Below are 8,939 nucleotides of genomic sequence, written 5' to 3'. Positions count from 1 at the left end.
GGGCCGCAGCGGCAGCAGGTGCTGCCACCGGGACGGCGGTCCGAGCCCCGGCCCCCCGTCCCGGTGGCAGCACCTGCTGCCGCTGCGGCCCTGCCACCGCTTCGGCGGCGGCCGGACCGCCTGCCGGCCTCGGTGCCGGTCTTCCGGTTCGGGCGCGACGCCGTCGGTGTCGCCGACTGGGGGACCTCGATGACGACGGGCACGCCGGAAGGCTCGCGGGCCCCGGTGATGGTGGCCAGTTCCGCGTCGCTGGAGGTGATGCGGGCGGTCCGGGGGCGGATGCCCGCATCCGACATGAGCCGGGTGACGTCTCGCTTCTGGGCCGGCAGAACCAGCGTGACCACGCTGCCGGAGCCGCCGGCACGGGCCGTGCGGCCGCCCCGGTGGAGATAGTCCTTGTGATCGGTGGGGGGATCGACGTTCACGACGAGGTCGAGGTCGTCGATATGCAGGCCCCGGGCCGCGACGTTCGTCGCCACCAAGGCGGTGACCTGGCCGTTCTTGAACTGTTCCAGGGTGCGATTGCGCTGCGGCTGGGAGCGGCCCCCGTGCAGTGCCGCCGCGCGGACACCGACGGCCAGGAGCCGCTTGGCGAGCCTGTCAGCGGACCTCTTGGTATCGAGGAAGAGGATGACCCGGCCGTCACGGGCGGCGATGCGCGTGGTGACGGCCTTCTTGTCGGTCTCGTCCAGGACGTGGAGCACGTGGTGCTCCATGGTGGTCACCGCCCCCGCGGACGGGTCCACGGAGTGCACCACGGGGTCGGTCAGGAACCGCTGCACCAAGTGGTCGATGTTGCGGTCCAGGGTGGCCGAGAAGAGCATGCGCTGTCCGTCGGGCCGTACTTGCCGGATCAGCTTGGTGATCTGCGGCAGGAAACCCATGTCGGTCATCTGGTCGGCTTCGTCCAGCACCGTGATGCGTACGTGGTCCAGCACACAGTCCCCGCGTTCCACAAGGTCGTTGAGCCTGCCGGGACTCGCCACGACCACCTCCGCGCCGCGCCGCAGCGCACTGGCCTGCCTGGTGATGGACAGCCCACCGACCACGGTGGCCAGCCGGAGGTTCACCGCCGTCGCGTACGGGGTCAGCGCGTCCGCCACCTGCTGGGCGAGTTCACGGGTGGGCACCAGCACGAGGGCGAGGGGGGCCTTGGGCTCCGCACGCAGTCCTGCCGTGCGGGCCAGGAGCGCCAGCCCGAACGCGAGAGTCTTGCCGGAGCCCGTGCGTCCCCGTCCCAGCAGGTCACGGCCGGCGAGCGAGTTGGGCAGCGTTGCGGCCTGGATGGGGAAAGGGGTGGTCACGCCCTGCGCGGTGAGGGTCTTCAGCAGCCCCGCAGGCATGTCCAGACCGGCGAAGTCCTCGACGGCGGGAAGTGCGGGTGTGGTGCTTTCCGGCAGCCGGAACTCCCTCGGTGACGAGGCCGACGGTGAGGGTGACGAGGTGCGCCGGTTCGGCTTCTGGGGCTTGCGGGCCATGCGGTTGTCTGCCTTCCTGGAAACAGCACAAACCGGGGTCCGCACCATGACGGTGCGGACCCCGGTGAGCGGATACGCGTCCGGCGATCAGGCGGGGACGATGTTCTCCGCCTGCGGGCCCTTCTGGCCCTGCGTGACGTCGAAGGTGACCCGCTGGCCCTCCTGGAGCTCACGGAAGCCCTGGGTCGCGATGTTCGAGTAGTGGGCGAAGACGTCGGGGCCGCCGCCGTCCTGCGCGATGAAGCCGAAACCCTTTTCGGCGTTGAACCACTTCACGGTTCCCTGTGCCATGACTTTCTCCTTCTGTAGGCAGAGGCCCCATCCGGAGATGCCGGAAAACAAATAATGCGCCTGAAGGAGAAACATTCCCGTCAGGCGCACATAGGTTCATGGGTACCACAACTGCAACAAGCACACCGTAGCACAGCTCGACGGCTCATGGTGAATCATCGAGGCGCGCGCCGCGGTTCCCGGAGCCAGTGGCCGCTTCCTCGATCGGTTCGGCAGCCGCCGATCGCACCCGCTCACAGCGAGCACGCTCCTCGGTCGTCAGCCCGCCGCCCTCGGGACGGCTCGTCCCCCCGGCACACCGCGATTCACGGGGCCGAGTCACCCAACAGGTGGTTCGCTCGTTCCGTGCGCAGGTGGAGCGCCGTGCGGCCCTTGCGTTGTGTCGACACCAGGCCCGCCCCACGCAGCGCACCCAGGTGCTGAGAGACCGCGCTCGGGGTGATGCCCAGCCGACTTGCCAAGGCCGCCGTCGTCAGAGGTTCGGCCAAGGCGGCGAGCATCGCCGTTCTCGTGCGGCCCAGCACCGGAGCGAGACCGGCCGGCGCCTGAGGGGGCGGCTCCCAGAGCAGGCCGACACCCACCGCCGGGTAGCGGATCGACGCGGCTGCGACCGGGGACTTGTCGACGCCCACGTGCGGCCAGTTGAAGACGCTGGGCAGCAGGACCAGGCCATGCCCGCCGGCGTCCACCGTGTAGACAGAGTGCGGGCTGCGCCGGCCGTGCACCACCAACTGGCCACCGTCCCAGGCGATGTCCCGGTGCAGCTCGGCGAACAGCGCCTGGACTCCGCCGTCCACCAGGGTGAGCGCCCGTCTGCCGACGTCGGCTTCCAGTACCGCGCGCATCCGGCCCCACCGCGGAGCGATGAGCAGCTCATAGCAACGGTGGAGCGCTTCCGCAAGCCGCGGCAGCACCGCCGCCGGCTCGGGGACGTCCTCGCCTGCCACGCCCAGAACCGCGCCGTACTCCCGCCGGAAGAAATCCCCTCCCGTGGCCCGCAGCAAATCCAGCTCTGTCGACAAAGAAGGCAGTCGTTCCTCCGGCACCGGGAACAGGAACGACGGCAGCGCCCCAGCGATGAGCGCCCGCAGCAGCGGCAACTCGCGCTCGCCTGCCAGCAGCGGCCGTGTCGTGCGCACCCACGGCTGATGCACCGCGTGTCCGGCCGTACCCAACAGGATCCGTAGCGCCAGCACCGTCTCGCCCAGCGGCGAGACGGCGAACCGCACCTTCGCGACCGACGCCGCGGTGAACCTGATCTCGACCGCCATCCGTGCCGCCCAATCATGTAGCTATAGCTGAACGATAGGCCGCCGTCCGTCGTCGCCCCAGGCTGTCCGGCATGGAATTCTTCACCTCGTACGACGGAACCAAGCTCGCCTACCGCGTGGTCGGCAACGGCCCGCCTGTGATCTGCCTACCCGGCGGACCGCAGGAGTCGGCCTACTTGGGGGAGCTCGGCGGCCTGTCCGCGCGCCGGCAGTTGATCATGCTGGACCTTCGTGGCACTGGGCGGTCCGCGATGCCCACGGACATCGCCTCCTGCCGCTGCGACCGGCTGGTCGACGACGTGGAGGCCCTTCGCGAGCATCTGGGCCTGGATCGGGTGGATCTGCTCGCGCATTCAGGCGGAGCGAATCTGGCCGTGCAGTACGTGGGCCGCCGTCCGGAACGGGTGGGCAGGCTCGCTCTGATCACGCCGAGCGTCCGGGCCGTCGGGATCGCGATCAGCGGAGAGCTGCGGCGCGAGACCGTTCAGCTGCGCCGGGACGAGCCGTGGTTCCCGGAGGCGCTCACCGCCCTGGAGGCGATCGGGGCGGGCCGGGCCACCGCCGGCAGTTGGCGGGCCATCGCGCCCTTCTCCTACGGCCGCTGGGACGAGGCGGCTCGGGCTCACAGGGCTGCCGAGGACGAGCAGTTGAACATGGAGGTCGTGGCCGCCTTCAACGCCGAAGGCGCCTACGACCCGGACGCCACCCGCGCGGCCCTCGCCCGGTTCGAGGCACCGGTGCTCCTGCTGGCCGGGGAGGTCGATCCGGGCGCCCCTCCGCCCACGGTGGCCGAGTTCGCCAGGCTGTTCCCGAACGCCGGATTCGCCGTCCAGCCCGGAGCCGGACACTTCCCGTGGCTCGACGACGCGGACCGGTTCGTGGCAGCCACCGTGGCGTTTCTGGGATGAGTCGCCGCCCGTCGCAGTGACCTCGGCCATCGATAACCTCTGGAACCGCGAGGCCTCCTCTCGGGACGTTCCGCCGGACAGGCTCCCGGACTTCTCGGTAAGTGCCACGGCGACGGGCACCAGCGCCTTGCCGAACAGACACCGCTCGGCGGCGGCAGCGGGGCGACGCCTGCGTGCGTTCGTCCACACCGTGCCCGTCAGCGGAGGTCGTAGGTGACCGCGGCGCGGGCCGGGAATCGGAGGTCTGCCTCGCATGCGGGCACGCGGAGCATATGCCCGTGATCGACAAGCCCTTCCCGTCCGGCGGGGCGACGTTGTATACCAGGTCGCCGGCCATGCCGGCCGGAAGCACCGGCAGCCCGGCCAGGCTTCCTGCCACCGCGCCGTATCGAGGAGGGGCCCGAGGTGCCGTCCCCAGAGCTGACGCACACGTTTGAGATCGCCGCATCACCGGAGGAGGTCTTCGCGCACCTGGCCGAACCGTCGCACTACATCGGCCTGTCACCGCTCCTCGTCGCCGTCCACGACGTGCGCCGCAGCGGCGGGACCGTGAACTACACGGCCGTGGAGCGCTTCCGGTACCTGGGCGTCCTGCGGCACGACAACATCATCGACGTCACGCTCGTCGCCGTCCCGGACGGTCTCCCCCACTCCGCCGAGATCTCCGGCGAGGTCCGCAGCCCAGCCCGTGTCCGCATGAGCTACCGCTTCTCCATCGCCCGCCACGACGTCGGCAGCGTCGTCACCGACACCCTGCACCTGCGGACACCCCCGGGCCTGCTGCGCTTCGCCGCCTCCCAGGCCAGAGCGGTCCAGCAGGCCCGCGCCCGTGTCCTGACGGCCCGCCTGACCCGGTCCGCCTGAGTCGCGTCGCACAAGAGGGGCACGGTCATGTCTGACTGCCCTGGACCTCTGGTACACGAGCTGACGCCTCGTTACGTCGGCCGCGCAGGGTGAAGTCGGCCCGAACGACCGTGCCGTACTGCAGCAGCTTCCGGTGGACCACCGGATTCCGACCGAGGGAGGAGACCACGATGCTGAGATACCCCTCGGGCAGACCAGCCACGGCGTACTCGCCCTGCGCGTTCGTCGTAGTGCGCACCAGTTGTCGACCGCCGGCGTCCATGACGGTCACCGCGGCGTGGCGGACGGGTTCCTGATCGCCGTCTTGGACAGTGCCCACCAGCATCGGCACCGGCTCGCCGAAGTGGTGGGGGTGGACCGGAAGCGCAGTGGGCGTAGGCGTCTCCAGGGACGGGTCTTCCACCGGCGGCTCCTCGACGTCCTCCTGCACCTCTTCCTCGGCCCGTCGGGCGGCCTTGAGGTGGTGCAGCCAGGTGTCCAGGCCCAGCAGGGCGACACCCGCCGTGATCCACGCACACAGCACGAGGACCGGTTTGAGCACCCCGGCGCCGTCGAAGTAGAAGACTCCCCGCAGGGCGTCCACCGCGTTGCCCAACGGCATGACGGCATGCACGTACTGAAAGAACGGTGGCAGCATCGAGGCGGGCGTCACGCCGCTGGTGGGAATGCTCAGCACGATGAACAGGCCCATGCCTATCGCGGGGAAGTACTGCCTGGTGAAAGGCGCCACACCGGAGGCGAACGTGGCTACTGCGGTGGTGAGCAGGAAGGCGATAGGCAGGGCCGAGGGGTCGTTGGGGAGATAGCCCAGCCCCACGCCCAGAAGGAAGCCGACGGCGCTGAAGAGGGCGGCGGCGCCTGCAATGGTCATCAGCTTCCTGCGGCGGTTGAAGGAGACCGCACGCAGCAGGGTCGTCGCGAGGATGTAGCCGGGGACGCTCCAGGCGGTCGCGAAGTAGACCACGGTCGTGCCCATCAGGTCCTTGCTCACGGTGGGTGCCACCTCCTCGACCGTGAGCCCCTCATGGTGAGCAGTGAGTGCGGTGAAGTCCTTGGTCAGCGTCTGCTCGAGGGACATCCCGTTGGCCTTGGCCACGTACAGCACGGGATGCCGGCGGCCGGCGACGTAGCCGGCCACAGCGGTCCGGTCCAGTACCTTCTGACGGGCTTCTCGGGCGTTGGCCACGGCGGTGACGTCGAAACCGCCGGGATGCTGCCGCTGCAGAGCGGTGTCGACCTCGGGTTCCAGGCTCTGCCCGGCGACCACGAGCTTTGCGTGGTGAGGCTGAGGCGCGTGCAGGGCGGGGGCGAAGCAGAGCAGAAAACCGAGGAAGAGCGCCGCGGGGAACCACAGGGCCCCGGCCAGGGTCCTGACCAGAGGCTGTCCGAACCGGCCTCCCGTGGTTGCCGCTCGCGATGCGGCCATCTCCATGGCATCCCTCTCCGTTCTTCACCGAGCCGTCGCCATGGCCGTACATGGTTAACGTACCGATCGGAACATTTATGTTCCATGGAATTTACACGTACCGACCGGTACAGTCAAAAGGTGCCTCGTCCCATCAACGCCGAAAAACGTGTCGAGCTGCTGAAGCAGGTCGTGCACTACCTCCAGCACCACGGCCTCGCGCAGATGTCGCTGAGCCCGCTCGCTGAGTCCATCGGAACCACCAAGCGCATGCTTCTGTACTACTTCGGCAGTCGCGAGAACCTGCTGGCGCAGGCGCTGGCCGTCAGCCGTCCCGACGCCCACGCGATGTTCGACGGCGTCCGCGACACCGCCGGCCTGCGCCAGGCCGCCGACGCCCTGTGGGAAGCGATCACCGTCGGGGAGCAGTCCAGGTCGATCCGCATGCTTCTGCAGTTGCTCAGTCTGGCCGCCACCGATCCGGAGCAGTACGGCAGCCTCGCTGCCGACACCGTGGAGGTCATGATCGGTCCGATCGCCTCTGCCTACGGTCGGCTGGGCCTCCCGCCCCAGCAGGCACGGGCACAAGCGACACTGCTGGTCTCCGGTCTGCGCGGGTTGTGCCAGGACCGCCTGGTCACCCACGACGTCGCCCGTACCGACGCGGCCGCTCGCCGGCTCATCAAGGCCGCGGTCGCCGCGGCCGACTGACGCTTGCCGAGCGGCGCCGGGAGCGTCCGCGCGGGAGATGGAGACCGGTGAGCGGCCGAAAGCCCGGCGGTGGGGAGGGCGAGGGTGGAGTCGGCGCTGCCATACGGTACGGAACCGTCGAGTGGGTGGGCTCTCGTGCGGGAGAGCTCCTCCCCCGCGTTCGACCGGCACCTATAGAGTCGGTCGTATGCGATGGGGGGCGCAGCCGCACTGGGCTCGATGGGTGGCAGTGGTGTACGTCATCGGGTTCCTCGAAGGGACTGGCGCCCACGCCTACTTCGCCGCCACCGGCGGCATCCACGCCTACCGCGACTGGCCGATGCCGAGTCAACTCCTCTTCCATTCCCTGCTGGTGCTCGACGCGCTGGCCGCGGCGTGGATCGCCCTGGTCCGCCCGGCCGGTCCGGTCCTGGGGGCGGCCGTCATAGCGGCCGACCTCACGGCGAACTGGTGGGGGAACTGGGCGGGCGTGGTGCGCCACCCGCTCGACTACCTCCAGCCCGTCGGGCTGACGCCGATCACGCTCTTCGGGCTCTTCGTCTTCGCCACCGCGGCCCCGCTGCGTCGCTCGTTCCGCCGCGCCGACCGGCACGAATCCCGGAGTTCACCACCCCATGAGCAGCCGGCCGACGGCCGCGATGCCCGCGGCGACGGCCCGCTCACCGACATTGCCGAAGCCGAGGACGAGTTGCGCGGGTTCGGCGGCGTGTGAGGCCCGGTAGGCGCTCATGCCGTACAGGCCGACGGACCGTTCTCGGGCGACGGTGACGACGTCCTGCTCCACCACGCCCGTGGGCAGGTGGGTGACCGCGTGAAACCCGGCGGCGAGGCCGGTGACCCGCAGCACGGGCGCGTCTTCGGCGAGCGCGGCGAGCAGCACGGCGCGGCGAGCCGCATAGGTGGTCCGCATCCGGCGCAGATGGCGGTCGAAGCGTCCGGATTCGATCAGCTCGGCCAGGGCGAGTTGGTCGAGTGTGGGCGTGCCGCGGTCGCTGCGGTGCTTCTGCTCGGCGATCGGGTCGGCCAGTTCCGGCGGGCAGACCATCCAGCCGATGCGCAAGGCGGGGGCGAGGGACTTGCTGACGGTGCCGATCGAGATGACCCGGTCGGCGGCCAGGCCCTGGAGCGCGCCCACGGGCTCGCGGTCGTAGCGGAACTCGGCGTCGTAGTCGTCCTCGATGACCACCGCGTCGCGGTCGCGGGCCCACTGGACCAGGGCCAGTCGGCGCTGGGGGGCGAGCGCGACGCCGGTCGGCCACTGGTGGGCGGGGGTGACCACGACCGTGCGGGCGTCGGTCGCGGCCAGCGCCCGCACGTCGATGCCGCCCGAGTCCACCGGCACGGGCACCGCGCGCAGGCCGGCCGTGGCGGCTGCGGCGGCGACGGTGTCGGGCGAACCGGGGTCCTCGAAGGCCACCGTGTGCACGCCGATGTCCGCGAGGACGCGGAACGCGAGGCCGAGGCCCTGGGCGTAGCCGTTGCAGACGACGATGTGCCGCGGGTCGGTCGCGGCGGCCCGGACCCGGCGCAGATAGGCGGCCAAGATCTCCCGCAGGCGCGCACTGCCGCGTGGGTCGCCGTAGTCGAACTCGGCGGTCGGCATGGCACGGGCCGCCTCGCGCAGCGCCCGCAGCCAGTCGTGGACCGGGAAGGAGCCCAGGTCCGGCACTCCGCAGCGGAAGTCGGCCAGCAGCCGGGGCGCGGTGCTTCGCGGCTGCGGGTCGCCCGGCGGCTCTGCCGCGCCGGCCGCGACCCGGGTGGCGAAGCCGGGACGCGTGGCGAGGTAACCCTCGGCCTGCAGCTGGGCGTAGCACTCCTGCACCAGGCCGCGGGAGACGCCGAGCGCGCGGGCCAGTTCCCGGGAGGACGGCAGGCGTTCGCCGACCTGAAGGCGGCCGGTGCGGATGGCGTCCCTCAGCCCGTGCTGCAGTTGGGCGTGAAGTGGCCGGCCACTGGTCCGGTCGACGGCCAGCAGTAGCTCGGGCGGGGAACTGGACCACTCCGGAGTCAC

General features: G+C 70.7%; 9 protein-coding genes. 4 read left to right on the top strand and 5 right to left on the bottom strand.

The window, feature by feature from the left end; translation table 11 throughout:
* From BZY54_RS30980 to BZY54_RS30970, 3 genes are all read right to left on the bottom strand, one after another.
* Positions 1-1,478: DEAD/DEAH box helicase (locus BZY54_RS30980; RefSeq protein WP_086728637.1), on the bottom strand; the 1,478-nt coding region annotated here is incomplete at its 3' end.
* A gap of 87 nt (positions 1,479-1,565) precedes the next feature.
* Entirely contained in the window at positions 1,566-1,769 is a 204-nt protein-coding gene (locus BZY54_RS30975) for a cold-shock protein (RefSeq protein WP_086728636.1), read from the bottom strand.
* A gap of 305 nt (positions 1,770-2,074) precedes the next feature.
* Complete coding sequence (locus BZY54_RS30970; RefSeq protein ID WP_086728635.1) at positions 2,075-3,040, bottom strand: ArsR/SmtB family transcription factor; 966 nt, start codon at positions 3,038-3,040, stop codon at positions 2,075-2,077.
* A gap of 71 nt (positions 3,041-3,111) precedes the next feature.
* On the opposite strand from BZY54_RS30970, the gene BZY54_RS30965 reads away from it, so the two are divergent.
* Entirely contained in the window at positions 3,112-3,948 is an 837-nt protein-coding gene (locus tag BZY54_RS30965) for an alpha/beta fold hydrolase (protein WP_086728634.1), read from the top strand.
* A gap of 405 nt (positions 3,949-4,353) precedes the next feature.
* Positions 4,354-4,812 (top strand): SRPBCC family protein, encoded by a 459-nt coding sequence (locus BZY54_RS30960; RefSeq protein ID WP_086728633.1) that lies wholly within the window; start codon positions 4,354-4,356, stop codon positions 4,810-4,812.
* Positions 4,813-4,837: 25 nt separating this feature from the next.
* Here the strand turns inward: BZY54_RS30960 and BZY54_RS30955 are convergent, their stop codons facing one another.
* Positions 4,838-6,238 (bottom strand): carboxypeptidase regulatory-like domain-containing protein, encoded by a 1,401-nt coding sequence (locus BZY54_RS30955; RefSeq protein ID WP_244217426.1) that lies wholly within the window; start codon positions 6,236-6,238, stop codon positions 4,838-4,840.
* A 120-nt stretch (positions 6,239-6,358) separates the two neighbouring features.
* Between BZY54_RS30955 and BZY54_RS30950 the strand changes: the two genes are divergently transcribed.
* A complete protein-coding gene (locus BZY54_RS30950) occupies positions 6,359-6,928 on the top strand; it encodes a TetR family transcriptional regulator (RefSeq protein WP_244217425.1) in 570 nt (189 codons plus the stop codon).
* A gap of 187 nt (positions 6,929-7,115) precedes the next feature.
* Positions 7,116-7,640 (top strand): hypothetical protein, encoded by a 525-nt coding sequence (locus BZY54_RS30945; RefSeq protein ID WP_208640827.1) that lies wholly within the window; start codon positions 7,116-7,118, stop codon positions 7,638-7,640.
* On the opposite strand, the gene pdxR is transcribed toward BZY54_RS30945, so the two are convergent.
* The gene (pdxR, locus tag BZY54_RS30940) at positions 7,533-8,939 is read right to left on the bottom strand and encodes a MocR-like pyridoxine biosynthesis transcription factor PdxR (RefSeq protein WP_086728631.1); all 1,407 of its coding nucleotides are present in this window, start codon (positions 8,937-8,939) and stop codon (positions 7,533-7,535) included. The genes BZY54_RS30945 and pdxR overlap by 108 nt on opposite strands.

Source organism: Streptomyces carpinensis (assembly GCF_002154505.1).
Lineage (GTDB): Bacteria > Actinomycetota > Actinomycetes > Streptomycetales > Streptomycetaceae > Streptomyces > Streptomyces carpinensis.
This window is presented reverse-complemented; position numbering and strand designations above follow the sequence as displayed.

Excerpts from the sequence above, each read along its gene's own strand:
- BZY54_RS30965 (WP_086728634.1), top strand. The coding sequence starts at position 3,112 with ATGGAATTCTTCACCTCGTACGACGGAACCAAGCTCGCCTACCGCGTG.
- BZY54_RS30945 (WP_208640827.1), top strand. The coding sequence starts at position 7,116 with ATGCGATGGGGGGCGCAGCCGCACTGGGCTCGATGGGTGGCAGTGGTG.
- BZY54_RS30970 (WP_086728635.1), bottom strand. The coding sequence starts at position 3,040 with ATGGCGGTCGAGATCAGGTTCACCGCGGCGTCGGTCGCGAAGGTGCGG.
- BZY54_RS30955 (WP_244217426.1), bottom strand. The coding sequence starts at position 6,238 with ATGGCCGCATCGCGAGCGGCAACCACGGGAGGCCGGTTCGGACAGCCT.
- BZY54_RS30975 (WP_086728636.1), bottom strand. The coding sequence starts at position 1,769 with ATGGCACAGGGAACCGTGAAGTGGTTCAACGCCGAAAAGGGTTTCGGC.